We start from the raw sequence: 25,344 nt of genomic DNA, 5'->3' as shown, positions 1-25,344 counted from the left end.
ATCTATTCCTCCCAGAATATGGCCCCGTTATTCGAGGTCCTTAAAATACGCAGCCAGCGCCGCGATTTCTTCGTCTCCCAATCGTGCTGCCATCATCTGCATGACGGGGTGCGGGCGCAGTTTATCCTTGTAGGCATGCATGGCGACCACAAAATCATCGATGGGCCACCCCGTCACCGATGGTATGCCATCCGCAGACCCATCTGCCTGATGGCAAGCCGTGCATTCGCTGCTGAGGTATTCACCATACTCCGGATCGCCTTCCAGCGCGAGGATGGCGGGATCAAGATCATGGTCGATGCCTTTGGCCGTGGGTTCCGCTTCGGGGATATTGGCCGGATTGTCTGAAAAGCTCCGCAGGTAGGCCAGCAAATTGGCGCGATCAGCGCCAGACTTCAATCCGCGAAAATTCATCCGTGTTTTGGAGACCAGAGACTTGGGGTTCTCGATATAGGCATCGAGTGTTTCGGCCGTCCAGACCAGCCCGTCGACGCCCGCACGTTCCATTGATTTTGAATATCTGTAGCCCTCATGCGCTCCAGCGGGTCGACCGAACAGCCCGTTCAGATGCGGTCCAACCCGGTCCGTAGCCCCTGCCCCGATCTGGTGACAGGATTTGCACTTGCCAAAGACTTTCTCGCCTGCTGCCACTGCGTCACTGTCTTGCGCATGGCCCGCGCCGGCTACCATGAAGGCCGCCACCGCGAGAGGGAGCAATGCTTTCGCCTGCATCAGTCGCCAAAGCTCGAAAGATAGGCGGTAACGGCGGCGATATCGTCTTCTTTCTTCAGACCCGCAAAGCTCATCCGCGTGCCTTTCATGAAGCCCTTGGGTTTGGCCAGAAACGCCGCCAAATTTTTCTCGTCCCAGACAAGACCATCGTCGGCCATATTTTTCAGCGCCTTGGAGTATTTAAAGCCATCCACAGCCCCTGCCGCGTGGCCCACGATGCCTGTCAGAATTGGACCGGAACGGTTTTTCGCCCCTTCGCCGATCTGATGGCAGGATTTGCATTTGCGAAACACCTTTTCACCCTCGGCGATCAGCGCAGGATCAGCAGCGGCGACCGTCTCCGCTTCTGGTGCTTCGGCGGGCGTCTCCGTCTGGGGCTCGGTAGAGGCGACAAGAACCTCCTCGTCTTTCAAGACAGCTTCGGCGCCTGCAGTCTCTTCCTGCGGTGTCACGTCCAGTACCATCGCGCGCATGGTGACTTCGACGCTGTCCTTGCAGTCGGTCATGCAAGGCTCGCCCACCCATTTCGAGAACTCGGTCTCGATCCGGTCATCAACGATGAAACCGTCCTGATTGGGTAGCTCGAAAGAGGCGAATGTCTCTTGGGACAGCACAAAATCATCGTCCACCAGGTCGTTGGAATAAAGGATATAGGCCACGATGGCATAAACCTCATCGGGTTCCAGCGACTGCGCGTTGCCGAAAGGCATGGAGCGGTTGACGTAGTCCCAGGTGGTCGACAGATGCGGCCAATAGCTGCCCACGGTTTTCAGCGGATCCTTGTCTGCCAATGTGTCCCAGCCGCCTGCAAGTTTGGGCCAGTTGTCCACACCTTCGGCGAAATCCCCGTGGCACGACGCGCATTGATCGGCAAAGACTTCTTCTCCGGTCAGCACATCGCCGGACCCTTCGGGCAAGCCGGTGCCATTGGGGCTGACATCCAGATCCCAGGCGGCAATTTCCTCTGGCAAGGCCGCGCGGCCCAGACCAAAGGTTTCGGCATAGGCGGGTGCGGACAGCAACGTAAGCGCAGTGGTAACTTTAAGAAACTTCAACATTTTCCGCCTCCCCGTTCGGGCGCACCCACCAAGTCTGGATGCAGTTGTTGTGATAGACTGAGTTTTCGCCGCGCACCTCGCGCAGCTGCGTCTTGGTGGGCTGGACATAGCCGGTTTCATCCATCGCGCGGCTTTGCAGGAACATCTCTTCCCCGTCCCAATCCGTATCCAGATAGAACCGGGTCAGCGCCATCTTCTCGCCCGGCTTGGCAAGACGCGCGGTTTCCCACGTCATGCCGCCGTCCTTGGAGACATCGACACGGGTGATCGCCCCGCGGCCGGACCATGCGAGCCCTGTGATGACCAGCGGCCCCTTGCCGTGAGTGATGGGTGCCTGCGGGCTGGGCGATGTGACGACGGATTTCGCGTCCATCTCCCATGTCCATTTGCGACTGATGCCATCGGCCAGCGTGTCGGTGTATTTGGAGGTCTCTTCGCGGCTTTCGACGGGACTATCGGTCACCTCGATCCGGCGGATCCATTTGACCCACATGTTGCCTTCCCAGCCCGGGACGACCAGACGCACAGGGTAGCCGTGTTCCTTGCGCAAAGCCTCGCCGTTGGCCTTGAAGGCGATCAGGCAATCGTCCAGCGCTTTTTCCATCGGGATCGAACGTCCGTTGGAGGAAGCATCGGCCCCTTCCACGTAGACCCATTTGTCCTTGAGATCGCCAGCGGCGTCCAATCCGGCCTCTTCCAGTATCGTGCGCAAAGGCACGCCCGTGTATTCCATATTGTGGATCATGCCGTGGGTGAACTGCGCCCCGTTCAACTGCGCACCCGCCCATTCCATGCCCGTATTGGCCGCGCATTCGCAGAAATAGACGTGGTTTTCACGCGGGAACCGTTCAAGATCGGCATAGGAGAACACCAACGGGCGGTCCACCAACCCATTGATCATCAAGCGGTAATCGCTTTTCTTCAGTTCAATTGCACCGGAATGATGACGTTCAAACGCGCAACCCTGCGGGGTGATCGTGCCATCCAGCGCATGGATCGGCGTAAAGTTGATTGAAGAGATCGTATCGGCGGTCAGCCATTCGACATTGCGGCGGATCACATCGTTTTCGTATTTGATCGGCAGCCCGTAAGGCGTCGCATCGACGCCGTCGCCCAGACCGGAGGCCCAAGGCTGTACTTCGGTGATCAGCGGATCGGGCGTGGCAGCGGCGGTCTGGCTGGCTGCCAGCCCCGCGCCCATTACCGCGGCACCTTTCAGGAAGGTGCGCCGCGAGGTGGATGGAGTGTTCTTGCTCATAGCAATCGCCTTTCTGTCAGTGGCACCTCAGGCACCCACAACTGTCACGCTGTCATTCGGAGATACGGTTACCGTGCCTTGTTTGCGGATGTGATCTTCGACCACATCCCAAATCTGCGGCCCTTCAGTGCCTTCGTTGACCGAAGCCCAGCCCGCGACCTGATAGGTCTTTGCAGGGTCGATTTTTTCGCCCGTGCTCAGCAGTGTCATCTCTGTAATGCGGCTGCCCTGCGGCTGGGTGATGTCGATGCGGTAGCCAAGGCCACCGGTGCGCACCATGTCGCCACCCTGCTGATAATAGGGATCGGGGTTAAAGAGGTTATCGGCAACGTCCTCCAGCACAACATGCAGGAATTCACCCGTCATTTCAGTGCGGTAGGCCTTGCCGTAGGTCATGGAGGTGACGTTCCAGATGTCCTCGCGGGTGATGTCGTCACCGGGGATCAAGGATGGCCCCCAGCGCACACCGGGGCTGAGCGCGATGTCGGCTTCGCGTTCGGACAAAAGCGCATCGCAGATCAGATCGTCCCATGTGCCGTTGAAATTGCCACGTCGGTACAGGAGGCTGTCGGTCTGACCGATGACCTCGGACAGCTGGTCCACGAAAGGCGCGCGGACATTGTCGATGACGGCGGCGACTTCCTTGTCAGGTTCGATCACGTCAGACAGGATCGGGATCAGCTTGTGGCGGAAGCCCATCATGCGGCCGTTCTGGATATCCAGATCAACGCGGCTGACGAATTTGCCGTTAGAACCGGAGGCCACGATGATCGTGTCGCCTACCAAAACAGGTTCGGGCAGCGCGTCATGGGTGTGACCCGACAGGATCACGTCGATGCCTGTCACGATACCGGCCATTTTCTTATCTACATCAAAGCCGTTGTGGCTGAGGACGACAACACATTCGGCCCCCTCGGCGCGGACCTGATCGACCATCTCCTGCATGTTCTCGTCGCGAATGCCAAAGGCATATTCGGGGAACATCCAGCCGGGGTTGGCGATGGGCATATAGGGAAAGGCCTGCCCGATCACGGCAACCTTGACGCCGCCGGTCTCGAAGAACTTGTAAGGCGGGAACAGCTCTGCGGGTTCGTCCCATTCAGCGTCAAAGATGTTCTGCCCCAGGGCGGCGAAAGGCAGGCCTTCGACCAGTTCGTTGACGCGGTCGGACCCCAGCGTGAATTCCCAGTGGAAGGTCATTGCATCGGGCTTGAGCGCGTTCATCACATCGACCATGTCCTGGCCCTGCGTGTGATAGCAGGTGTAGCTGCCGTGCCAGGTATCGCCGCCATCCAGAAGCAGCGCATCGGGGCGCTCTGAGCGGATCTGGTTGATGACGGTCGCCACACGGTCAAGCCCCCCGACGCGGCCATAGCCTTTTGCCAGCGCGGAAAAGTCACCGGACGACATGGCGTAATGCGCGTATGACCCATCGTCGATGCCGTACATCTTGCGGAAATCGGCACCCGTGACGTGAGGCACCTGCCCCTTGTTGTCGCCTACGCCGATGTTGACTGATGGCTCGCGGAAATAGATTGGCTTCAGCTGTGCGTGAATGTCGGTAATGTGGATCAGGGACACGTTTCCGAAGGTATCAAACTGTAGCAATTGATCCTGCGTGATGGCCTGCTGGGCGGCCAGCTTGCCCCATTGACCAAAGCTTGACGCACCGTAGATCGCGGTCGCGGCCATCGAGGTTTGAAGAAAATCACGCCGGGAAATCATATGCGTATTCCTGAATGTATTTTGGGAAAGAAAAGCCCACCTGTTTGCACAGATGGGCCATTCGGATCAGTTACGGACAGAAGGGCCTTCGACGCTCAATCCGTTGCCGCGTGATGCGACATAAAGCTCAAGAGCAACGAACTCCGGCGAGCCGGGGCTATACGTCTCGGCGCGGGTGTCGCGCACACAGCCTTTGAAACGCGAATGCGATCCGTTGAGCTTGGTGTTCTTGAGGCGGTAGACCGGGAAGCCGTTGATCTGGCCCTGGCTCAGGTGATCCGCACGGATCATCATGCCATAGCTGTCTTCGTGGCAGTTGGCGCAGGACAGCTCAAGCTGGCCGGTGCGTGTGTAATACAGCTCCTTGCCCTTCTCCCATGTGGACTGCGCAGGGCCGTCGATGGCGACATTCACAGGCATGCCGCGCGATACTGAGGCCAGCGCCGCTTCCATGTTGATCGCCGGCGCTTTGTCATAGCCCCAGGCTTCGGCACCCATGCGGTTCTCGCGGCAGTCGTTCATCTGCATTTGCAGTGTCCGAACCTCGCCTGCGGCTTCATTCCACTTGGGATATGTCGCTTTGACGCCTGCCATGCTGTCCATGTCGTTGTGACAGGAAGAACAGGATTTGCCTTCGGTGCCTTCTGCGGTTTCCCAAGCCTCCTGGGCTTGCTCCACAAAAATCATGCCGGGATTGTCGAAATCGTCGGCCTGCATGGCGCGGGTTTCGGTGCCGCGGAACAGCCAGCCTGACATGACCTCGTCCAGCACGTCCGAGACATGCGCGGGTGCTGCCGTGCGGGTGACCAGCGTGGTTTCTTCGTTCAGAACCAGCGTGTCATCGACCGGGTCGGCCCAAAGGGGCGATGCGATGACGGCGCTTGTCAGTAAGGCGCTTGTAATCTTCTTCATATATGTCCCTCCCAAGACAGGCCAATCAGCCAATGGCGATCGACTTGGTTTCCTCATAGACCGACCCGTCATCATCGTACCAAGTGAATTTAAATTCACCGGCTTCCGGCACCAAAGCCTCGAATTCGAAATAAGGGTTCGTGGAAATCGCGGGCTCCATCGTGACGTCGATCACGTTCTCGCCGTTGAAATCGCAGGTAAAGCGGTTGATGATCGAGCGCGGGATGGCGTTGCCATCATCGTCCTTGCGCTGACCCGATTCCATCTTGTGGCTGATCAGGGTCTTGATCGTGATCGCTTCGCCAGCCTCGGCCGACTTGGGCACTTTAACGCGGGGTTTTACACCTTTTGCCATGTTCTTATCTCCCTTTTAGCCGCCGCAGCCGCCGATTGTTACTTTGACCGCCGAAGAGGCTTGCACAAAAGAACCGTCCTCCAGCTTGGCGATGGCGACAACATCCTGCGTACCGGCGAGCCGGATGCGGGTGGATGCAGCGCGGGACGCGGCCAGTTTGCCGAATTTGAAATTGGCGACACCCGGTGTCGGGTTGCCTGTCGCTAGCACAAGAATTTCCGTCGCTGTTTCCGAGGAAACTTCGATTGGCACCGTGTTGCCGTTTTCGGCAATCTCTGGTGCGGTTAATGTAATGTCGCCAGTGCCTACTTCGGCACCGCCAGTGAAGGCTGCAATGGCTTCGTCAGCTGCAGCCGACGCGCGGATTGGCAGGCCTGCGACCAAGAGGGCACCTGCCCCCATCAAAATTGCATTACGTCGTGTGAGTTCCATGTGTGAACCTCCGGTTTATTCTTTGAGGGTGGTCAGATAAGCCACCACGTCTTCAACTTGTTGTGCGCTGAGAAGCGGGCCGAATGTGTCATCCGCGGCTTTGCCGGTATAGGCCTTGCCGGGGCGGATGAAGCCTTCGGTCTTGTAGAAGGACGGCATCATGCTGTCCTCGAACATAACTTTTGCATTGACGATGATGCCACGCAGTTCGGCCTCGGACCAGCGGTCGCCCGCCCCGTCCAGCATCGGGCCAATCTCGCCTTGAAACGGCACTTCGGCAAGATCAGTTGCCTGATGGCAGGCGACGCAATTGCCTTGCCCTTTGTCACCGACGATCGCGCGGCCCGCGGCAGGATCGCCCGGCACGCCCGTTAGCGATGTCGAAACACTGCCGTCATCAAAAGAAACGTTTGTCGGTGCAATCTCTTCGGCAGTTGCAGCAAAGCCGGATGCCGCCAGAGCCATCAGAGTAAGTGTAATGCGTTTCATGCGTCCTCCCAAAACACAGTCGTCGTTCGGTATACGTTAGGACACATGTCTGTCTGCAAGCAAGAACAAATTCGGATTTTTGAATTTGATTTTGAACTAGTCGGTGGACCCGTTGTCGCGCTCCTGGATGCGACGTGCATGATATCGCTGGAAATCTTCATTCCCGTCAAGGGCATAGCGTTCTTCGTTGACCCAAGTGAACATGTCCAAAGTGGTGCCGGGACCAAAGGCACCGGGCATCATGGCGACGGCCGCAGACTGGGCTGTGGCCTCTTCTTCGACCTCTTGTGGCATGAACAGGATCGACGGGGTAAAGAGCAGCCCCCATTTGCGCGCCGCCTGTTTCTCGGTCAGTACCTCACCGTCGAAATCCGTGATCTCGGTGTCGCCATGCAGGTTGATCTGCACCACAAAGAAGTTATCGCGGATGTAGCTCGCAATTTCCTCGCGCGGAAAGACCTCTTCGTGCATCTTGGTGCAATAGATACATCCGCGCTGTTCGATCATGATTGCAAGGCGTTTGTCTTCGGCATTGGCCTCGGCCAGATCCTCGTTCAGGTCCTTGAAAGTGTCGCGCATCCAATCGGTTTTGTGCAGACCATCGTCCCCCACAGTGGCGGCAAACACGGGTGCCACGAGAAGGCACAGCATAAGGGCTAGACGTTTCATAGGTCGGTCTCCTTAGATGTTCTGGAAAGCGGGGAATGTGGTGAGCATCCACTGCGCGATATAGTTGATAGTATCGGTGGCAATCAGGAGTGCAAAGACAATCATCAGCACCCCCATCGCTTTTTCCACCTTAGGCAGATGCCGCCGGAATTTGGACGCGAATTTCAGGAACGGCCCGATAAAGAGCGACGCCATGACAAAAGGTAAGGTCATGGCGGCGCCAAAGACCAACAGCAGGATCAGCCCCTCAAATGCGGTGGATTCGGTGCTGGCGGTGAAAACCACGGCGGTCAGCACGCCCCCGACGCAAGGCGTCCACCCGGCGGCAAAGGCAAAGCCCACCACATAGGCACCCAGCACCGACATATTTTGTGTATCCCCCGCATCGACCTGAAAGGCACGGTTCAGGAAACCGATGCGAAAGACGCCCAGAAAATGCAGCCCCATGATCAGGACGATTGTGGCGGAGACAAAGCGAAATTCCGTCTGATAGCTGCGAAAGCTCTGGCTCAACCCGTAAGCCGCCGCCCCCAAAAGCACAAAGACGGTGACAATGCCCAGTGAGAACATGATCGACGCCAGAAAGGCCCGCCTGCGCACGCCGGGGGCAAGCCCGCCCTCTGCGGTTATCTCGGACATGGAGGCACCGGCCATATAGCTTAGGTAGAAAGGAACGATGGGTAATACGCAGGGCGAAAAGAATACAATCAGCCCGCCTACAAACGCGCCGAATAGCGTTACATCAAACATTAAGGGGGCCTCGATCCTTGCGCGCAATACATATTCACGATATTAGATATTTGCGCTCCCCGTCAATCGGAACCGCTATGAAGCATCTTCTTGCCCTTTTCTTACTCTGCATCGGCGCCCTGCCCCTTTGGGCGGCTGAATTGGTTATGGTGGAACAGAACGGCTGCCATTGGTGCGCACAGTGGAACGCTGAAATCTCGCATATTTACCCCAAGACTGAGGAAGGCCAGAGTGCCCCGCTGCGCCGGGTTGATCTGCGTGATCTGCCGGATGATCTGGAGTTTACCTCTCCGCCGGTCTTTACCCCGACTTTCGTGCTGGTCGAAGACGGTCGCGAGCTGGGTCGCATTGAAGGCTATGCCGGTGATGAATTCTTCTGGTTTCTGCTGGCGCGGCTTTTGGATGAGAACGCAATCGCGAAAGAGCCCAAATTTTGAATGATCAGGCGTCTTCAATTCGTTGCGGGGCATTTGGCTCTTTGCGTTGCAGGGTGTGAGCGTTTAAAAGGGTGGAAACTACGTTGGATCTGAACGCCGAAATGTCATTGCCCGTCATCACACCGGATATGTCCGAGGCCGATATGGCACGCATGATGGACAACGCCTGCGACGCATCAAACTTCCTCAAAGCGATCAGCCACGAGGGGCGCTTGATGATCTTGTGCCATCTTTGCACGGGCGAAAAGACGGTCACCGAGCTGGAAGAGCTTTTGTCTGCACGCCAGGCCGCAGTTTCCCAGCAATTGTCGCGTTTGCGGGTCGAGGGCCTTGTCACCCCGCGCCGCGAAGGCAAGGCGATCTATTACAGTTTGACAGACCAGCGGGCGACAAAGATACTTGAACTGGTCTACGATCTGTTCTGCCACAACAGATAGCGCGCATGCCACGCCCGTAGACATGCGGGAGGGACATATGTTTTCAGGACTTTCGGATGCCGCGGTTCTGGCGTTGATGGGCTTGGGCGGCGGCGTTGTTTTGGGTCTGGCCGCGCGGCTTGGCCGGTTTTGTACGCTCGGCTCTATCGAGGATTTTCTGTATCAGGGCAGCAGCTTGCGTCTGCGGATGTGGGGACTGGCAATCGGCTTTGCCGGGCTCTGCGCGCATGGTCTGATGGCTTTAGGTCTGCTTGATCCCGCGCAATCCGTCTATCATCTGGCCCCTTGGACGCCGGTGATGGCAATCTTTGGTGGCTTGCTTTTCGGCTATGGCATGGCTTTGGCAGGCAATTGCGGTTTTGGCGCCTTGGCGCGGTTCGGCGGTGGTGATCTGCGGTCCTTTGTGGTCGTGGTGGTCATGGGCATCAGCGCCTATATCGTGCTGTCCGGGCCTTTTGCCGCTGCGCGCGTCTGGGCCGTTTCTGCAACCGAAATACAGATCCAACCACGCAGTTACCCTGAGTTAATCAGTGCTGCATCCGGGCTGGCACCCCTGCTGATCGGCACGGTGATTAGCCTCGCCATCATCGCGGTCAGCCTTACGTCTGCACAATTCAGGCAGCGCCCAGCAATGGTGTTCACTGGTACGATGGTGGGTCTGGCCGTGGTCAGCGGTTGGGCCGGAACGCAATGGGTGGCCACCCATGGCTTCAGCGACAGCGCAGTGCAAAGTCATACTTTCACCTCCCCCTTGGGCGAGACATTGTTGTTCCTGATGACGTCAAGCGGTGGCGGGCTGAGCTTTGGGGTAGGATCAGTCTTTGGCGTGTTGTCAGGTGCCTTTGCGGGCAGTCTGGTCAAAGGGCATTTTCGCTGGGAAGCCTGCGAAGACCCACGCGAGTTAAAGCGTCAGGTCTTGGGGGCAGCCTTTATGGGGGCCGGTGCGATTTTGGCGTTGGGATGCACCATCGGGCAAGGCATCTCGGCTTTCTCGTTGCTCACGCTCAACGCACCACTGGTCTTTGCGGCCATCTTTATCGGTGCAGCCGTTGGTTTGCGCCAATTGATCACCGGACTGTCCTTCGAGCGGATCTGATCCCCCTACCCTGACCTAAGCCATTGCCGCCGCATGATCGGCCAGGGTCCAGGATCATCGTGCAAGTGGTTATAAACGCCAAAGCGGCGCACAGAGCAGACTTGATCTAAAACTCCATCATGCCGATGAAAAGTACTGCATGGATTACATTGCCACCCACGATCACAACAGCCATCGTCGTATGTGCCCTGCACGAGCTGCGATGCAGAATCAAAGCGCACCGGCCAGCCCCTGACAAACCCAACGGTGTACGGCTCGTTAAGTATATAGACCCGAAATACCAGATACCTTTTTAGAGGCTCAATCTCTATTCAAACACAACGCATAGTGGAAGTAGAATATGCGTTTTAAAGCAAATGCTTGAGGGAAGAAGTGGCGGACCATAGAGGATTCGAACCTCTGGCCTCTGCCTTCGGAGGGCAGCGCTCTATCCAGCTGAGCTAATGGTCCACGAGGTGCGGTATAGCCAGAGCAACCCGCGCCTGCAATCTAAATCAGGCAAAGAGATCATGTGCCAATTCCAGCGCGTCGATCAGCACGTCCACATCGGCGGTGGTATTGTATACCGCCATTGATGCGCGGCAGGTGGCTGGCAGGCCCAAGTGCTCCATCAACGGGCCGGTGCAATGCTGCCCTGCCCGCACGGCCACCCCCTTTTTATCAAGGATAGTGGAGATATCATGGGCATGGGCGGCACCATCCATCACAAAGCTGAAGATCGCGGCCTTGTCCGGTGTTGTGCCTTGCACTTGCAGCCAGTTCAAACCGCTTAACTTGGTGACGGCATAGTCGCGCAGGCTATCCTCATGGGCGGCGATATTCTCCATGCCCAGTCCGGTCATATAATCCAATGCCACGCCAAGGCCGATGGTCTGCACGATGCCGGGGGTGCCCGCCTCAAGCATCATGGGGGTGTCGTTATAGATCACCGCATCCTTGGTGACCTCGCGGATCATGTCGCCGCCACCCATGAAGGGACGCATTTCTTTCATGCGGTCCGCCTTGATGTAGATGGCACCAGAACCGGAGGGGCCGTAAAGCTTGTGGCCTGTGACGGCATAGAAGTCGCAACCCAAATCCTGAACATCGACGGGCATGTGCACAGCCGCCTGCGACCCGTCGACCAACACGGCCACGCCCTTCTCACGGGCAGCTGCGCAAATCGTCTTGACGTCGACCTTGGTGCCCAGAACATTTGACAGATGGGTGATCGCAATCAGCTTGGTCTTTGGCGTGATCGCGTCAATTACAGCCTGAGGATCCAGCGCACCTGTGCTGTCCACATCCACCCATTTGATGACCACGCCCTGCCGTTCGCGCAGGAAATGCCATGGCACGATGTTTGCGTGATGCTCCATCACCGACAGGATGATCTCGTCCCCTGCCTGCAAACGCGGCATGGCCCAGCCGTATGCGACGGTGTTGATACCCTCGGTGGTGCCGGTGTTAAACACAATCTCGTCTTCGGACGCGGCGTTCAGGAAAGCCGCCATCTTGCCGCGCACGGCTTCGTATTTATCGGTGGCCAGATTGGACAGGTAGTGCAAGCCCCGGTGCACATTGGCATATTCCATCGAATAAGCCTGTGTCACCGCATCAATCACCACCTGTGGTTTTTGCGCCGAGGCACCACTGTCGAGATAGACCAGTGGCTTGCCATTTACCTCGCGGTTGAGGATGGGGAAGTCGCGGCGCACTTCGGCAATATCGAACATCAGCTTATTACTCCTTGGGCCAGCCCGCCGATCAACGACGTCAACACCCCCACACCTAGCACCAGACCGACAAAAGCAACCACCAGGACAGCAAGGCTGTGCCACGGGCTTGTCAGGTTCAATGCAGTGGCTAGAAAATTCAGAAATATCCAGAAGCCCCAGACCGCTACGACCAGCGAAGCAAGCGCCCCCAAAGCAGGCAGGGCAAGCGACAGGACCAGTATCGCCAGTTGCGCGGCCGCGCGCAGGATCTGGAACCAGACGACCAGCGCCAGAACATCCATCAACCGCCCCGTGCCGCCGATGGTCAGACCTGCCCAGTACAGGGCGTGGATATAAAGCACCAGCACACCGGCAATCAGGACAAAGAGCGTCAGCGGGCTGTTCATGAACCGCGGCAGAGGCACCTCGGAGCCGGAGCTGGCTATCAACAGTGTCACCAGAAAGGTATTGACCACCGCGACCAGCCCAAGGGCCGTCCAGAGTGTATCCCGATCAAGGTCCATCGCCATGATTTGCCGACCCGCTTCGCGGGGGTCCTTAATGCTGGTCCGGGCCAGCTGCACCAGCATATCTTTCATTGCGCTGCCCCGGATGCTGCCGCCGCGCGAAAACCCGCGATCCAGAACCACATGAACGCCGCGAACCACAGGATACCGACAAGAGTCATCTGAATACCGGGGCCGACGAAACCTGCGGTCAGCCCCCAAAGCAGGATGATCGGTGACGAGGCCAGAAGCGCCCAGAACAATGCCAGTCGCGCGCCGTAGGCCGAGATTTTGCTGCGAAGCAGACGTGCAATGGCGTAGGTGAGCCCGGCAACAACGTAGAAGAGCAAAGGAGCGATGAAAAGCCAAGCCATCAGCGCCGCGCCCAAGAGCATCCCAAGGTCGGTTTGCGTCTCATATGCTTCACGGGCCAGACGCGGGGTCTGGGCGACAAAGACCAGCAGACAGGCGATCATCAGGTATATCAGCGCGCGGTCCTCTCGGGGGCCACGCGCCAACATGCTGGAAATGACCCCGCCCGGTCTCCGGTAGGTCGCGATGATGTCGGATGTGGCCGCCATCAGCCGCGCCGACGCCCCAGCCAACCTGTCAGACGGTCCAGTATTTCCTCGCGCAGATCGTTGGCTTCGATCTCTTCCACCGCTTCAGCGAGGAACGACAGGGTCAGCATGTCCGTAGCATCAGCGTGCGGCACACCGCGCGAGCGCAAATAAAACAATGCGTCTTCGTCGATGGCACCCGAGGTCGAACCGTGCGAACAAGCCACATCGTCGGCATAAATTTCAAGCTCGGGCTTGGCCAGAAACTGGCTGTCGCCGTCCAGCAGCAAAGACTGGCTGATCTGATACCCATCGGTTTTCTGCGCGCCCGCCTTGACCAAGATTTTGCCTTGGAACACGCCAATGGCACCGTTCCGCAATACCTTCTTGAACACCTGACGGCTTTCACAATTCACCGCGTCGTGGGTGATGAACACCGTGTCGTCGTGGTGAAAATCACCGTCCCCCACACAGGCCCCGGCGATATGAGCCTTTGCATCGTCACCGGTCAGTTCGATCACGGCCTCGTTGCGGGTCAGCACACCGTTCATGGTCAGGGTGAAGGACTTGAATTCCGATTCCGTGCCGAGCCGGGCAAAAAGATGGGTCGCCGCACGGCGTTCGTGGTTGCGGCCCTGGGCGCGGATGTGGTTAAAAGAGGCACCATCGGCAATCTCGACCTCCATCACCTTGTTCAGTCGTGCAGCCGCAGGACCGTTCTCGAGCACAGTAAGTTCTGCCCCGGCATCCAGCTTAATGCAATGGTGCAGTGTTGCATCGGAACTGTCTGACTTATGGTTATAAATCAGATTAACAGGCTTGCTGGGTTTGCCCGTCACATGGATCAAGATGCCATCGGTGGCCGTGGCCGTGTTCAGTGCCGCCAAGGGGCGCGATACCGGATCTTGCCCGCGCTTTTCCAGCACGCCGTAGACATCCCGCGCCCAGTGCAAATCGCTGTTGGCGGTGGCAAGCCGTTCGATGCTGATCCCTTCAAGGGCAAGGTCGTCGGAGGCTTCGGCATCAAAGACACCGTCAACGAAAACGATCTGTAAACGGTCCATTTCATCAAACAGCGGCGCTTCATCATCCGCCATCACGGCGGCTTGCGGTGCCTGCGCCTGGGTCAGTGTGTCCGGACGGGTGAATTTCCAGTACTCGTCCCGCCGCTCCGGCAGGCCGGAGGCCTGCAGCCGTGCCAGCGCATCGCTGCGGGCGGCAGCGGACCAGCCTGTCGCCAAAACCTCGCGCCCTTCCAGGATCGCGGCAACGGGATCGGTTTTCAAAGCCGCTTCCGCCATTACGCCACCTCGGCAAGAATATCGGCATAGCCGTTGTTTTCGACTTCAAGCGCCAGCTCGGGCCCACCCGTTTTGATGATCCGGCCATTCGCCATAATGTGCACCACATCCGGTTTGATGTGGTCCAAAAGGCGCTGGTAGTGGGTGATCACAAGAAACCCGCGGCCTTCGGAGCGCAGCGCATTAACACCCTCTGCCACCAGTTTCATCGCATCAACGTCGAGACCGGAGTCGGTTTCGTCCAGAATACACATTTTGGGCTCAAGCATGGCCATTTGCAGGATTTCGTTGCGTTTTTTCTCACCGCCGGAGAAACCCATATTGACGGGACGCTTCAACATGTCGGCGTCAATCTTCAGCTCTTTGGCCTTGGCACGCACAACCTTGAGGAATTCGGCGGCGGACATTTCCTCCTCGCCCCGCGCCTTGCGCTGAGCATTCACAGCGGTACGCAGGAAAGTCATATTGCCCACACCGGGAATTTCGACGGGATACTGAAACGCAAGGAAAAGTCCCGCAGCGGCGCGGTCTTCTGGCTCCATATCCAGCAGGTCAACACCTTCAAGTTCTGCGGTGCCTTCGGTCACCTCATACCCGCCCTTGCCGGAAAGCACATAGGACAGTGTCGATTTTCCAGAACCGTTCGGCCCCATAATCGCGTGGACCTTACCAGCCTCGACCTCCAGATCGACACCTTTAAGGATCTGCTTGTCCTCGTCTTCAAGTTTTACGTTCAGGTTCTTAATGCTCAGCATAGTCTTGTTCCTTATCAGCGTCTTGACGCGTATTCTTAAAGTCTTTTGCGGTGGATCAATCGGGTTTATCGCCAGAGCGGAAGATCCGGATCGCCACCTGTATTGCTGCATAGATCATCGTGAAGATGAGTGTCCGAAAGACATTCGCCATCAAGGTTTCGGCCGTGATGCCTGCATCGCTGCTGACCAGTTCAAGCCCGGTCAGCAGCACAAAGAAGACCACCGAAGCGACACCTATGGTATAAGCAACTTGTCTCATTATCAGCCCACTGAGCCTTCCAGCGAAATCGCCACAAGTGCCTGTGCTTCCATCGCAAATTCCATCGGCAGCGCTTGCAGCACGTCCTTGCAGAACCCGTTCACGACCAAGGCAACGGCCTCTTCCTCGTCCATGCCACGCGAGCGGCAATAGAATAGCTGATCGTCATCCACTTTGGAGGTCGTCGCCTCGTGTTCGACCCGTGACGAGTTGTTCTTGACCTCGATGTAAGGCACTGTGTGCGCCCCGCATTTGTCGCCAATCAACAGGCTGTCGCACTGGGTATAGTTGCGCGATTCCTTGGCTTTGGGGTGCATCGAGACAAGCCCGCGATAGGTATTCTGCGCCTTACCAGCACTGATCCCCTTGGACACGATGCGCGACTTGGTGCGCTTGCCCAGATGGACCATCTTGGTGCCGGTATCGGCCTGCTGCATGTTGTTGGCGATTGCGATGGAGTAGAACTCGCCTTGGCTGTCGTCGCCGCGCAAGATGCAGCTGGGGTACTTCCATGTAACGGCTGAACCGGTTTCTACCTGCGTCCACATCACTTTGGCCCGGTCACCCCGACAATCGGCACGCTTGGTCACAAAGTTATAGATGCCGCCCTTGCCGTCTTCGTCACCGGGATACCAGTTCTGTACGGTTGAGTACTTAACTTCGGCGTCTTCTTCGATGATGATCTCGACGACCGCTGCATGCAGCTGGCTCTCATCCCGCTGCGGCGCAGTGCAACCTTCAAGATAGCTGACGTAGGAGCCTTTGTCGGCGATGATCAACGTGCGTTCAAACTGGCCCGTGTTTTCGGCGTTGATGCGGAAGTATGTAGACAGTTCCATCGGGCAGCGTACGCCCGGCGGGACATAGACAAACGACCCGTCCGAGAACACGGCAGAGTTCAGCGTGGCATAGTAGTTGTCAGAGACGGGAACCACGGTGCCGAGATATTTCTTGACCAGCTCAGGGTGATCCTTGATCGCTTCCGAGATGGAGCAGAAAATCACGCCGGCCTTTTTCAATTCGTCTTGGAATGTCGTGCCCACTGATACGGAATCGAACACCGCATCAACCGCAACCTTGCGGGGGGCGTCAGACATTTCTTCGGCACCTTCGACCCCGGCCAGGATAGCTTGCTCTTTCAGCGGGATGCCCAGTTTCTTGTAAGTTTCCAATAGCTTGGGGTCGACTTCATCGAGCGACTTTGGCTTGACCGCCATGCTTTTCGGTCGGGCATAGTAATACTGATCCTGAAAGTCGATCTCGGGATAATCGACCATGGCCCATGTTGGTTCCGTCTTGGTCAGCCACCGGTCGTAGGCTTCGAGCCGCCAGTCGGTCATCCACTGTGGCTCGTCGTTCTTTTCCGAAATCAGGCGCACGATGTCAGGCGACAGGCCCTTGGGGGCGTAGTCCATTTCGATGTCGGTGGCCCAGCCGTATTTATACTTGCCCCCGACTTCGCGCACGGCATCGACGGTTTCCTGATCGACGCCCTCTTTGACGTTATCGTTCTCTTTGACAATCACATTATCCAAGATCTCGTTCCTTTCCCGCACGCCTGTTCAGGCGGCCCGTTTCTCGTGTTTTTCGTATTTCGCCAACCATGCATCCGCAAAGCGCAAAACGTCGTCTTTGGTGGTCTCAAGCCCCAGCGATACGCGGATCGCACAGCTGGCCTGAGCCTCGGTATATCCCATGGCCTGCAAGACCTTGCTGGCCTTGACCTTGCCGCTAGAGCAGGCAGACCCTGCCGAAACCGCAAAGCCTGCAAGGTCCATCTGCATGACCTGCGTCTCGCCTTTCCAGCCTTCTGCAACAATGCAGGTGGTATTGGGAAGACGTGTTGCTTCATTCCCGACAAAAATAGTCTTCTTTGCGCTGGCCGCAAGGGTATTTTCTAGAATGTTTCTAAGTTCTGCCACTTCCTGCCAGCGCCCCGTCGCCACGTCCTGACCTGCGGCCGCTGCGGCAGCACCAAACCCGGCGATGCCGGTGATGTTCTCTGTGCCCGAGCGGCGGTTCTGCTCCTGACCACCGCCGCGCAAAATCGGTTCGGGGTCGTCACGGGTCAGGTTAATAAAGGCACCTACCCCTTTTGGGCCGCCCAGCTTGTGCGCGGAAAGAATCATGTAAGACGGCCGCTGCTCGGTCAGATCAATCGCGACCTTGCCCGCCATCTGCGTGATGTCACAAACTACGGAATAGGGCACGGTGCCTGCTCGGGAGGCTGATACAAAGCCGTTCCCGTTAACACCTGTCATCACGCCTGTTTCGCTATTGGCACCAGACATGGCAATCAACGCCACATCGGTCCTGTCATCGCGCCATTCACGACCCGCCAAAGAAGAGATCTGGTTTACAAAGGACTCGCCGCCTTCAGGGCAGATATTCCCGTCCTGCCCGATCAATGATGCCATCGGATGATCGGTCCAAACCCCTAAACAATCGTGCTCTGTCGGCAGCGCAAGAAACACTCCGCCATGCTGCGCCTTTTGCGCCGCCGCGAGCGCCGCCGCTTCTGTAGCGCTTGAAGTAAATATCACCTGCGTGGGCAGACACCCGACCAAGGCCGCCACCTGCACCCGTGCCTTTTCCACAAGCATCTTCGCCTTCCGACCCTCTGCGTGAACAGAGGATGGATTGCCTACAACGTCCATGGCCTCCACCATCGCCGCCCGCGCCTCGGCCCGCAGGGGCGTTGTGGCATTATGGTCCAGGTAAGTTCTCATGCGTCGTCGACCACACCGACAACATCGAAAAGGTTTGGCACAGCAGGGCATGGCACCAGCTCGTTTGCGATGACGTCCGAGAGCCGCGTCTGATGCAGAAATACATAGACATGTGCGCTCAGACCCTCCCACAGACGATTGGTCAGCGACTGCGCGCGGCTGCCAGATGCGCCGCCCGAAGCCCCTGCCCCTTTGTGCATGGCATCAACCGTTTCATCGACTGCCGCCAAAATATCGACCACGCGAATTTCGGACGCAGGCCGCGCCAAGCGGTAGCCACCGCCGGGGCCGCGCACAGACGTCACCAGATCGGCGCGGCGCAGCTTCACAAACAGCTGTTCGAGATACGGCAAGGAGATCGACTGCCGCTCGGCGATATCGCCCAAGGTCACCAGCCCACTGCCTGATTGCAGTGCAATATCGGCCAGCGCCACCATCGCATAGCGTCCTTTGGTCGAAAGCTTCATGGTCAGGCCCCTGTTTATCGCCCGCTTTCATTGACGCGGCGCAATGATCCGCATAAACGCAACCACTGAACCCGCCGGATGTGCGGCCATCATATTAGAACCGTTCTAAAGTATCCGAGCGAAGTCGTCAACAATTCGCGCACTTTAGAACCACCAGACAGGAACGCCAATGCCAGAGGTCATTTTCCCCGGACCGGAAGGCCGCCTAGAAGGCCGCTACCACCCTCAAAAAGAACGCGACGCGCCGATTGCCATTGTGCTGCATCCCCATCCGCAATTCGGCGGGACGATGAACCACAAAGTCGTCTACAACATGCATTATGCGTTTTATAACATGGGGTTTACCGTTTTGCGGTTCAACTTCCGTGGTGTGGGGCGCAGCCAGGGCGAATATGACCAGGGCATTGGAGAGCTGTCGGATGCGGCATCGGCGCTGGATTATTTGCAGTCGATGAACAACAACTCCAAGCATTGCTGGGTCGCCGGGTTCTCCTTTGGTGCATGGATCGGTATGCAGCTACTGATGCGGCGGCCCGAGATCACGGGCTTTATCTCGGTCTCACCCCCGGCAAATATGTATGACTTCAGCTTCCTTGCCCCCTGCCCGGCATCCGGCCTGATCATCAACGGCACCGCTGATCGCGTCGCACCTCCCGCTGACACAGTAAGCCTCGTGAACAAATTGCACGAGCAAAAGGGTATTACGATCACCCACCAGGAGGTCGAAGGTGCGGGCCACTTCTTTGAAGAGCCGCACATGGATACGCTGATCGGCTCCACCACCGATTACGTTAAACGCCGCCTGACAGAGACGTCACGCTAATGGCTGATCCGGTTGTCATCGAAATGGCCAACAAGCTGGCCGAAGAATGTCTTGCCGTGCAGAACGAGACCGGCGAAGACCGCCTGTTCATGCAGGTAGGTGATGTGCTGGGTGCGTCATCGCAGACGTTGGAAGAGGCGTTTCTGACAGCGATCCGTACGCGGATGGCAAATGATCAGGGACGCAACTTTCTGGCCAAAACGCTGGCGGCACACCGCGCCAAGAACGCCGACAATGGCTGAGACTGCGGGAACGCGGCTGGATCAACAGATCGCGTTCCTGAATGAAGCGGACAAACTCAAGACGATCATCCGGGGCACAACGCTCTGTGATGCATCGCGATATGAAAATTCGGCTGAACATTCATGGCACCTGACACTTTATGCGATGGTGCTGGCAGATCAGGCCGGCCCCGATGTGGATATGGTGACAGTGATCAAGATGTTGATCCTGCATGATCTGGTCGAGATTGACGCGGGCGATAATCCGATTTTCGGCGATCACGATATTTCCGATATGCATTCGGCAGAACAGGTAGCTGCGGACCGTATCTTTGGCCTGCTCCCCGGCGACCTGCGCGATCAGTTTCGCGCCATCTGGGAAGAGTTCGAGGCAGCCGAAACGCCCTCGGCACAATTCGCCAAGTCGCTGGACAGGTTCCAGCCCCCGATGCAGAACCTTCAATCTGGCGGCGGAAGCTGGACCGAATACAATGTGAGCGAAGCGCAGGTTGCGGAACGCGTCGGGTCCAAGATCGCGATTGGGGCACCGGGTTTGTGGGACTATGCCAGACAGCGGATCGCGGCGTATTTTGCGGCGCATAAAAGCTGAGTGCTTTAGTTCGGCATACCATTGTATACCGCCTTCCTCTTTACCTGCAGATCGGCTACACGAAAGGCAAGCCCACTGTAGCCAAAGGAACGCCTCATGACCAAGATCAAGGTAGATAACCCTGTTGTCGAACTCGACGGGGACGAAATGACCCGCATCATCTGGGACTTCATCAAGAAAAAGCTGATCCTGCCCTATCTGGATATCGACCTGAAATATTACGATCTTGGCATCCAGGCACGCGATGACACCGATGACCAGATTACCATCGACAGTGCCGAAGCCATCAAGAAATACGGCGTTGGCGTAAAATGCGCGACCATCACACCCGATGAAGCGCGGGTAGAGGAATTCGGTCTCAAGAAGATGTGGCGCAGTCCCAACGGGACGATCCGCAACATTCTGGGTGGTGTGATTTTCCGCCAGCCAATCATTTGCAAAAACGTGCCGCGCCTTGTACCGGGCTGGACCAAGCCCATCGTTGTGGGCCGCCATGCGTATGGCGACCAATACCGCGCTACTGATTTCAAGTTTCCCGGTGCCGGCAAGCTGACCATTAAATTTGTGGGCGAAGATGGGACGGAGATTGAGCACGAGGTGTTCGATGCGCCCGACGCAGGTGTGGTCATGGCGATGTATAATCTCGATAAATCCATAATAGATTTCGCCCGCGCTTCAATGAACTATGGTTTGAACATGGGCTGGCCTGTTTATTTGTCGACCAAAAACACCATTCTCAAGCAGTATGATGGACGGTTTCTTGAACTTTTCCAACATATTTACGAAACCGAGTTCGAAGACAAATTCAAAGCTGCGGGCATCACTTATGAACACCGCCTGATCGACGACATGGTTGCCTGTGCGATGAAATGGAACGGTGGCTATGTCTGGGCGTGCAAAAACTATGATGGCGATGTGCAGTCCGACACGGTGGCGCAGGGGTTCGGCTCGCTGGGGCTGATGACATCTGTGCTTATGACCCCCGATGGTCAGACGGTCGAGGCCGAGGCGGCGCATGGCACTGTGACGCGGCACTACCGCCAACATCAGAAAGGTGAAGAAACCTCGACCAACTCCATTGCGTCAATCTACGCTTGGACCGGCGGCCTCAAGCACCGCGGCAAACTGGATGACAATGCCGCGCTCATCGATTTTGCCGAAACGCTGGAAAAGGTGTTGGTGGATACAGTTGAGTCGGGCCACATGACCAAAGACCTCGCGTTGTTGGTCGGCCCGGATCAGGGGTGGCTGACCACAATGGGTTTCCTTGAAAAGGTCGATGAAAACCTGAACAAAGCGCTCGCGGGCTGAAGGGTATGATCTGAAAATGGTCGGGGGCCGCCTTGCGAAGCGGCCCTCGACTGCTTTGGTGATTTGATCTTTTTAAGTTCGCGTTTGCTTCTGAGGAACAAAACTACGGTCCCCGCCTTCCCTGACAGCCGGTCTTTTCTAAAAGGATACACCATGCCTACCCACTACATCTGGTTGTTCTTCGCCATTCTGACTGAGACGCTGGGCACCACGGCATTGCAGGCATCGCAACAATTCTCGCGGCTTTGGCCATCGATCGGGGTTGTGGCGTTCTATGGGCTGTCATTCTATTGCATGTCCATCGCGCTCAAGGCGATGCCGGTCGGGATCGTCTATGCAATCTGGTCGGGATTGGGCATCGTGCTGATCGCGGGCATCGGTTTTGTGCTGTTCGGCCAGCGGCTTGATCTGCCTGCGATTCTGGGGTTGGGCCTGATCATCGCCGGTATTCTGGTTATCCACCTGTTCTCGGCCAGCAGCACCCATTAGTCGGGCGTCACACCGGGAACCGATAGGGCCGTGGTGCGTTTAGGGATATGAACAGTTTTATATCGGGCCTCTGGGCCAGCTTGCCGGCCCCGCTGCGCGATCAACTTGAAGCATATGCCACCGGCTTTTGGTCCGTTCTGCCGCAACTTGTTCTTTCACTCCTGTTCCTTGGTTTTGTCTGGTTTGTGCTCCGCATGCTGAACTGGGTCGTACCCCGCGCGCTGCGCCGCACCGGGATGCGCCGGGCTTTGGTCGATGTGATCATGATGTTAATCACAGTCGGTGTCTGGCTATTCGGCACGCTTATCGCTGTCACAATCGCCTTCCCAACAATCACGCCCGGCCGCGCGCTGACGGCTCTTGGTGTGGGTGGTGTTGCCATCGGTTTTGCATTTAAAGACGTGTTTGAGAACTTTCTCGCAGGTGTTCTTCTGCTGCTCCGAGAGCCGTTTTCAATAGATGACTACATCGATTGTGAAGACATCGACGGTCAAGTGGAAGAAATCACCATCCGCGACACGCATATTCGTCAAACCGATGGGCAGTTGGTGGTCGCGCCAAATTCCATGTTTTTCAAAAACCCGGTCACGATCCGCACCGCGCGGGATGTGCGCCGCACCACAATCACCTGTGGTGTGGCATATGGTGCTGATGTGGATGAAGCCCGCGATGTGATCGCAGCTGCGGTGCGCGACGTGGATGCTGTCCGGGACGACGTGAGGGATGTGGAAATCTTCGCTCAGGAATTCGGTGACAGCTCGATCAATTTTGAGGTGACATGGTGGACGGGGTCACGGCCCATCGACATCCGGTCCAGCCGGGACAAAGTTGTCGCTGCCATCAAACGCGCGCTTGATGACGCTGGTATAGAGATCCCCTTCCCTTACCGCACGATGACCTTTCCCGAGGCGCTTGTGGTCGAGCATAAAGGCGACGGCGACAAGACGTCTTAACGGCAAACGCGTTTTCTACTGGCCTTTGCTGCGCCTGCACGGTAAGCGCTGGCCAACTCCCTGAACAAGGCTGACCCAAATGGAACTGCGCAACATCGCAATCATCGCTCACGTTGACCACGGCAAGACGACGCTGGTGGACGAGCTTCTGAAACAATCCGGCACCTATCGCGAGAACCAGGCGACGACTGAACGCGCGATGGATAGCAACGATCTGGAACGCGAACGCGGCATCACGATTTTCGCCAAGCCGACTTCGGTCGAGTGGAAAGGCACACGGATCAACATCGTTGATACGCCAGGCCACGCGGACTTCGGTGGCGAGGTTGAGCGTATCCTGTCGATGGTTGACGGTGTTGTGTTGCTGGTCGATGCGGCCGAAGGGCCAATGCCACAGACCAAATTCGTGACCTCCAAGGCGTTGAAGTTGGGCCTGCGCCCTATCGTTGTGATCAATAAGGTCGACAAACCCGATGGCGAGCCGGACCGCGCGTTGGATGAATGTTTCGATCTATTCGCATCTCTGGATGCCACGGACGAACAGCTTGATTTTCCTACGATGTATGCCTCCGGGCGTGCCGGTTGGGCCGATCACGAACTGGATGGCAAGCGCGACGGTCTGGACGCCCTATTCGAACTGATCCTCGATCACGTACCAGCGCCCGCGCAGATTGCCGATACGGACAAGCCTTTCACGATGCTTGCGACAACCTTGGGCGGTGATCCGTTTTTGGGCCGCTTGCTGACAGGCCGTGTTGAGACCGGTACGCTTAAAGCAGGCCAGACGATCAAAGCGATGTCCCGCGACGGTACGCTGATCGAGAACTTCCGTTGTACCAAGATCCTCGCCTATCGCGGATTGGAACAGACGGCGATTGATGTGGCCGAAGCCGGTGACATCGTATCGATCGCGGGCATGACCAAGGCCACGGTGGCCGACACGCTGGCGGACCAATCCGTGAGCGAGGCGATCCCGGCACAGCCGATTGATCCGCCAACCATCACCGTGACCTTTGGCATCAACGATTCCCCGCTCGCGGGCCGTGACGGCAAAAAAGTGCAATCCCGCGTCATTCGCGAGCGTTTGCACAAAGAAGCCGAATCGAACGTGGCGATCAAGATCTCAGACACACCGGGCGGTGATGCCTTTGAGGTTGCCGGTCGTGGCGAGCTTCAGATGGGCGTGTTGATCGAAAACATGCGCCGGGAGGGCTTTGAACTATCTATCTCGCGCCCTCAGGTGCTGTTCCAGGACATTGATGGCGTGCGTCACGAGCCAATCGAAGAAGCCACCATTGACGTGGATGACGAATATTCCGGTGCGGTGATCGAAAAACTGACCGGCGTGCGTAAGGGTGAGTTGGTCGAGATGAAACCTGCCGGTGCGGGCAAGACCCGCATCATCGCCCATGTGCCGTCCCGCGGTCTTATCGGCTATCACGGTGAATTCCTGACCGATACGCGCGGCACTGGCGTGATCAACCGCGTGTTCCACACCTGGGCACCGCACAAGGGGCCGATTCCGGGGCGCCGCGCAGGCGTTCTGATCTCTATGGAAAACGGGACATCCGTGGCCTTTGCGCTGTGGAACCTTGAAGAGCGTGGCAAGATGATGATCGGCGCGCAAGCGGACGTCTATACCGGCATGATTATTGGCGAGCACAGCCGCGAAAATGATCTTGAGGTGAACCCGCTGAAAGGCAAGAAGCTGACAAACGTGCGGGCCTCGGGCACCGACGAAGCCGTGCGCCTAACCACGCCCAAGATCCTGTCATTGGAAGAGGCGATTGCCTATATCGACGACGACGAGCTGGTTGAGGTGACGCCGAACGCAATCCGGCTGCGCAAACGCTATCTAGACCCGCATGAGCGTAAGCGGATGGCGAAGGCCGGTTGATCACTTCGGGAATTTCGGGGCTCTGCCCCGGACCCCGCGGGATATAAGGCCAAAAAGAGAAATGGGTGGTGTAGGTCTGCAAGCCTACACCACCCATTATTTTTAAGTTAAGGTTATCCGACAGGCTCTTAGTCGGATGTTTCGACAATCATCAACTCGCGTTCGGATGCACCACGCGCATGCTCTAATGCTGCTTGATATGCGTCAGAGTGATAGCATTTTTCTGCTGTTTCGACATCGGGGAAACGGGCAACCACATTGCGCGGACGCTCTTTGCCTTCAAGCTGAACAAAGCGGCCTCCACGGGCGATAAATTCGCCGCCATGATCAGCGATGGCGACGGTCGCGCCGGCCGCGTATTTCTTGTAAGCCTCTTCGTCCGTTACAGTCACATGTGCAATCCAAAGTGCGCCCAT

At 57.3% G+C, this 25,344-nt stretch carries 30 protein-coding genes and 1 tRNA gene; 10 read left to right on the top strand and 21 right to left on the bottom strand.

All coding sequences use genetic code 11. From position 1 onward, the window contains the following. Positions 1 to 27 precede the first annotated feature (27 nt). The 10 genes from Z945_RS0115310 to Z945_RS0115265 form a co-directional block, all read right to left on the bottom strand. Positions 28 to 732 (bottom strand): c-type cytochrome, encoded by a 705-nt coding sequence (locus Z945_RS0115310; protein WP_025052977.1) that lies wholly within the window; start codon positions 730 to 732, stop codon positions 28 to 30. Then, positions 732 to 1,790, bottom strand: coding sequence for a c-type cytochrome (locus Z945_RS0115305; protein ID WP_025052976.1), 1,059 nt, complete (start codon positions 1,788 to 1,790; stop codon positions 732 to 734). Before Z945_RS0115305 ends, Z945_RS0115310 begins: the two co-directional genes overlap by 1 nt. Next, a complete protein-coding gene (soxC, locus tag Z945_RS0115300) occupies positions 1,774 to 3,048 on the bottom strand; it encodes a sulfite dehydrogenase (RefSeq protein ID WP_152541135.1) in 1,275 nt (424 codons plus the stop codon). Before soxC ends, Z945_RS0115305 begins: the two co-directional genes overlap by 17 nt. Before the next feature lie 27 nt (positions 3,049 to 3,075). Further along, positions 3,076 to 4,773: a thiosulfohydrolase SoxB gene (gene soxB, locus Z945_RS0115295; RefSeq protein WP_025052974.1), complete on the bottom strand. Its 1,698-nt coding sequence runs from the start codon at positions 4,771 to 4,773 to the stop codon at positions 3,076 to 3,078. Positions 4,774 to 4,839: 66 nt separating this feature from the next. Next, positions 4,840 to 5,685 carry a sulfur oxidation c-type cytochrome SoxA gene (gene soxA / locus Z945_RS0115290; RefSeq protein ID WP_025052973.1) on the bottom strand — a complete coding sequence of 282 codons (846 nt, stop codon included), beginning with the start codon at positions 5,683 to 5,685 and terminating at the stop codon, positions 4,840 to 4,842. A gap of 25 nt (positions 5,686 to 5,710) precedes the next feature. Then, positions 5,711 to 6,040: a thiosulfate oxidation carrier complex protein SoxZ gene (soxZ, locus tag Z945_RS0115285; protein ID WP_025052972.1), complete on the bottom strand. Its 330-nt coding sequence runs from the start codon at positions 6,038 to 6,040 to the stop codon at positions 5,711 to 5,713. Positions 6,041 to 6,055: 15 nt separating this feature from the next. Then, complete coding sequence (soxY, locus tag Z945_RS0115280; protein ID WP_025052971.1) at positions 6,056 to 6,472, bottom strand: thiosulfate oxidation carrier protein SoxY; 417 nt, start codon at positions 6,470 to 6,472, stop codon at positions 6,056 to 6,058. 15 nt (positions 6,473 to 6,487) lie between these two features. Continuing rightward, the gene (soxX, locus tag Z945_RS0115275; RefSeq protein WP_174412336.1) at positions 6,488 to 6,961 is read right to left on the bottom strand and encodes a sulfur oxidation c-type cytochrome SoxX; all 474 of its coding nucleotides are present in this window, start codon (positions 6,959 to 6,961) and stop codon (positions 6,488 to 6,490) included. Between the two features lie 96 nt (positions 6,962 to 7,057). Next, positions 7,058 to 7,630 (bottom strand): thioredoxin family protein, encoded by a 573-nt coding sequence (locus tag Z945_RS0115270; RefSeq protein ID WP_025052969.1) that lies wholly within the window; start codon positions 7,628 to 7,630, stop codon positions 7,058 to 7,060. A 12-nt stretch (positions 7,631 to 7,642) separates the two neighbouring features. Further along, positions 7,643 to 8,380: a cytochrome c biogenesis CcdA family protein gene (locus Z945_RS0115265; RefSeq protein WP_025052968.1), complete on the bottom strand. Its 738-nt coding sequence runs from the start codon at positions 8,378 to 8,380 to the stop codon at positions 7,643 to 7,645. Positions 8,381 to 8,457: 77 nt separating this feature from the next. Between Z945_RS0115265 and Z945_RS0115260 the strand changes: the two genes are divergently transcribed. The 3 genes from Z945_RS0115260 (at position 8,458) to Z945_RS0115250 (ending at position 10,350) form a co-directional block, all read left to right on the top strand. Continuing rightward, positions 8,458 to 8,817, top strand: coding sequence for a hypothetical protein (locus Z945_RS0115260; protein WP_037971104.1), 360 nt, complete (start codon positions 8,458 to 8,460; stop codon positions 8,815 to 8,817). 101 nt (positions 8,818 to 8,918) lie between these two features. Further along, complete coding sequence (locus Z945_RS0115255; protein ID WP_025052966.1) at positions 8,919 to 9,254, top strand: ArsR/SmtB family transcription factor; 336 nt, start codon at positions 8,919 to 8,921, stop codon at positions 9,252 to 9,254. 37 nt (positions 9,255 to 9,291) lie between these two features. Continuing rightward, positions 9,292 to 10,350 carry a YeeE/YedE family protein gene (locus Z945_RS0115250; protein ID WP_025052965.1) on the top strand — a complete coding sequence of 353 codons (1,059 nt, stop codon included), beginning with the start codon at positions 9,292 to 9,294 and terminating at the stop codon, positions 10,348 to 10,350. Between the two features lie 373 nt (positions 10,351 to 10,723). Here Z945_RS0115250 and Z945_RS0115245 read toward each other — a convergent pair. The 10 genes from Z945_RS0115245 to iscR all read right to left on the bottom strand — a co-directional run bounded on the left by Z945_RS0115245 (position 10,724) and on the right by iscR (position 18,624). Continuing rightward, positions 10,724 to 10,800 (bottom strand) — tRNA-Arg (locus Z945_RS0115245). Positions 10,801 to 10,844: 44 nt separating this feature from the next. Continuing rightward, on the bottom strand, positions 10,845 to 12,065 hold the full coding sequence (locus Z945_RS0115240) for a cysteine desulfurase (RefSeq protein WP_025052964.1): 1,221 nt from the start codon (positions 12,063 to 12,065) through the stop codon (positions 10,845 to 10,847). After that, the gene (locus Z945_RS0115235) at positions 12,065 to 12,646 is read right to left on the bottom strand and encodes a YIP1 family protein (RefSeq protein WP_037971102.1); all 582 of its coding nucleotides are present in this window, start codon (positions 12,644 to 12,646) and stop codon (positions 12,065 to 12,067) included. The genes Z945_RS0115240 and Z945_RS0115235 overlap by 1 nt, the downstream gene beginning before the upstream one ends. Further along, entirely contained in the window at positions 12,643 to 13,134 is a 492-nt protein-coding gene (locus tag Z945_RS0115230; RefSeq protein ID WP_025052962.1) for a hypothetical protein, read from the bottom strand. Before Z945_RS0115230 ends, Z945_RS0115235 begins: the two co-directional genes overlap by 4 nt. Then, complete coding sequence (gene sufD, locus Z945_RS0115225; RefSeq protein WP_025052961.1) at positions 13,134 to 14,414, bottom strand: Fe-S cluster assembly protein SufD; 1,281 nt, start codon at positions 14,412 to 14,414, stop codon at positions 13,134 to 13,136. Before sufD ends, Z945_RS0115230 begins: the two co-directional genes overlap by 1 nt. Then, positions 14,414 to 15,169, bottom strand: coding sequence for a Fe-S cluster assembly ATPase SufC (sufC, locus tag Z945_RS0115220; protein WP_025052960.1), 756 nt, complete (start codon positions 15,167 to 15,169; stop codon positions 14,414 to 14,416). Before sufC ends, sufD begins: the two co-directional genes overlap by 1 nt. Positions 15,170 to 15,224: 55 nt before the next feature. Beyond that, complete coding sequence (locus Z945_RS0115215; RefSeq protein ID WP_025052959.1) at positions 15,225 to 15,428, bottom strand: hypothetical protein; 204 nt, start codon at positions 15,426 to 15,428, stop codon at positions 15,225 to 15,227. A 2-nt stretch (positions 15,429 to 15,430) separates the two neighbouring features. After that, complete coding sequence (gene sufB, locus Z945_RS0115210) at positions 15,431 to 16,954, bottom strand: Fe-S cluster assembly protein SufB (RefSeq protein ID WP_037971368.1); 1,524 nt, start codon at positions 16,952 to 16,954, stop codon at positions 15,431 to 15,433. Between the two features lie 36 nt (positions 16,955 to 16,990). Continuing rightward, positions 16,991 to 18,157 (bottom strand): cysteine desulfurase family protein, encoded by a 1,167-nt coding sequence (locus Z945_RS0115205; RefSeq protein ID WP_025052957.1) that lies wholly within the window; start codon positions 18,155 to 18,157, stop codon positions 16,991 to 16,993. Further along, complete coding sequence (gene iscR / locus Z945_RS0115200; protein ID WP_025052956.1) at positions 18,154 to 18,624, bottom strand: Fe-S cluster assembly transcriptional regulator IscR; 471 nt, start codon at positions 18,622 to 18,624, stop codon at positions 18,154 to 18,156. The genes Z945_RS0115205 and iscR overlap by 4 nt, the downstream gene beginning before the upstream one ends. Positions 18,625 to 18,793: 169 nt before the next feature. On the opposite strand from iscR, the gene Z945_RS0115195 reads away from it, so the two are divergent. From Z945_RS0115195 to typA, 7 genes are all read left to right on the top strand, one after another. Further along, positions 18,794 to 19,447, top strand: coding sequence for an alpha/beta hydrolase (locus Z945_RS0115195; RefSeq protein WP_025052955.1), 654 nt, complete (start codon positions 18,794 to 18,796; stop codon positions 19,445 to 19,447). Further along, positions 19,447 to 19,689 (top strand): hypothetical protein, encoded by a 243-nt coding sequence (locus Z945_RS0115190; protein WP_025052954.1) that lies wholly within the window; start codon positions 19,447 to 19,449, stop codon positions 19,687 to 19,689. Before Z945_RS0115195 ends, Z945_RS0115190 begins: the two co-directional genes overlap by 1 nt. After that, on the top strand, positions 19,682 to 20,278 hold the full coding sequence (locus Z945_RS0115185; protein ID WP_025052953.1) for an HD domain-containing protein: 597 nt from the start codon (positions 19,682 to 19,684) through the stop codon (positions 20,276 to 20,278). Before Z945_RS0115190 ends, Z945_RS0115185 begins: the two co-directional genes overlap by 8 nt. 96 nt (positions 20,279 to 20,374) lie before the next feature. Beyond that, a complete protein-coding gene (locus tag Z945_RS0115180; RefSeq protein WP_025052952.1) occupies positions 20,375 to 21,589 on the top strand; it encodes an NADP-dependent isocitrate dehydrogenase in 1,215 nt (404 codons plus the stop codon). A 153-nt stretch (positions 21,590 to 21,742) separates the two neighbouring features. Then, positions 21,743 to 22,078, top strand: a complete 336-nt coding sequence (locus Z945_RS0115175) for a DMT family transporter (protein ID WP_025052951.1) — start codon at positions 21,743 to 21,745, stop codon at positions 22,076 to 22,078. Positions 22,079 to 22,125: 47 nt separating this feature from the next. Beyond that, complete coding sequence (locus Z945_RS0115170) at positions 22,126 to 23,031, top strand: mechanosensitive ion channel family protein (protein WP_174412335.1); 906 nt, start codon at positions 22,126 to 22,128, stop codon at positions 23,029 to 23,031. A gap of 79 nt (positions 23,032 to 23,110) precedes the next feature. Further along, positions 23,111 to 24,928, top strand: a complete 1,818-nt coding sequence (typA, locus tag Z945_RS0115165) for a translational GTPase TypA (protein WP_025052949.1) — start codon at positions 23,111 to 23,113, stop codon at positions 24,926 to 24,928. A 128-nt stretch (positions 24,929 to 25,056) separates the two neighbouring features. Here typA and Z945_RS0115160 read toward each other — a convergent pair whose 3' ends face one another. Next, a complete protein-coding gene (locus tag Z945_RS0115160) occupies positions 25,057 to 25,344 on the bottom strand; it encodes a DUF1330 domain-containing protein (protein ID WP_025052948.1) in 288 nt (95 codons plus the stop codon).

This window comes from Sulfitobacter noctilucae (genome assembly GCF_000622365.1).
In the GTDB taxonomy this organism is placed as follows: Bacteria; Pseudomonadota; Alphaproteobacteria; order Rhodobacterales; family Rhodobacteraceae; genus Sulfitobacter; species Sulfitobacter noctilucae.
This window is presented reverse-complemented; position numbering and strand designations above follow the sequence as displayed.